General features: G+C 66.3%; 1 pseudogene. It reads right to left on the bottom strand.

Annotation, left to right across the window (positions count from 1 at the left end):
• Positions 1-360 precede the first annotated feature (360 nt).
• Positions 361-510 (bottom strand): annotated as a pseudogene (locus tag IM708_RS21175) (ATP-binding protein); the annotation flags it as partial.
• Positions 511-578 lie beyond the last annotated feature (68 nt).

Below are 578 nucleotides of genomic sequence, written 5' to 3'. Positions count from 1 at the left end.
GTCCCGCGACAACAGCAGTGCCTTGATCCGGTCTCTGCTCCGACTTCACGAAAACCTCCGTGAACCAGCTGGTCCGCAGCATCTCCGCCAGCGCCCGGGCATCAGCCCGGTCCGTCTTCACCGGCCGCGCCCTCAGCGCCTCCGCCGCCCGGTGCGCGTTCCGATGCATCCGGTCGGGCGTTCCAACGACATCCGGTCAGTCATTCCGGAGTATCCGGTCACCGCGAGATGACGCTGTCAAGCGTTGGTTCTTGATGTCTCCTCGGGTTGCATGGGTCAAGCGTTTCGAAGCCGCGCGCGACGCCGTGCGCGCCCCATGACGCTGGCGCGGCGTCGCGCGCGGCGGGATCTGGGCGCTCGTCATGTCTGGCTCTTGCGCAGCGAGGGGCCGTCCAGGGGCAAACGGTGGGCGTTGTGCACCAGCCGGTCGAGGATGGCGTCAGCGAAGGTGGGCTCGCCGATGACCTCGTGCCAGGCGTCGACGGGCAACTGGCTGGTGATGAGGATCGAGCCGTTTCCCTATCCGCCAGCAGGCACTTGAGCTTCGCATTCTCATCCTCAAGCTGCTTCAGGCGTTT

This window comes from Pararhodobacter sp. SW119 (assembly GCF_017811755.1).
Lineage (GTDB): Bacteria > Pseudomonadota > Alphaproteobacteria > Rhodobacterales > Rhodobacteraceae > Pararhodobacter.
This window is presented reverse-complemented; position numbering and strand designations above follow the sequence as displayed.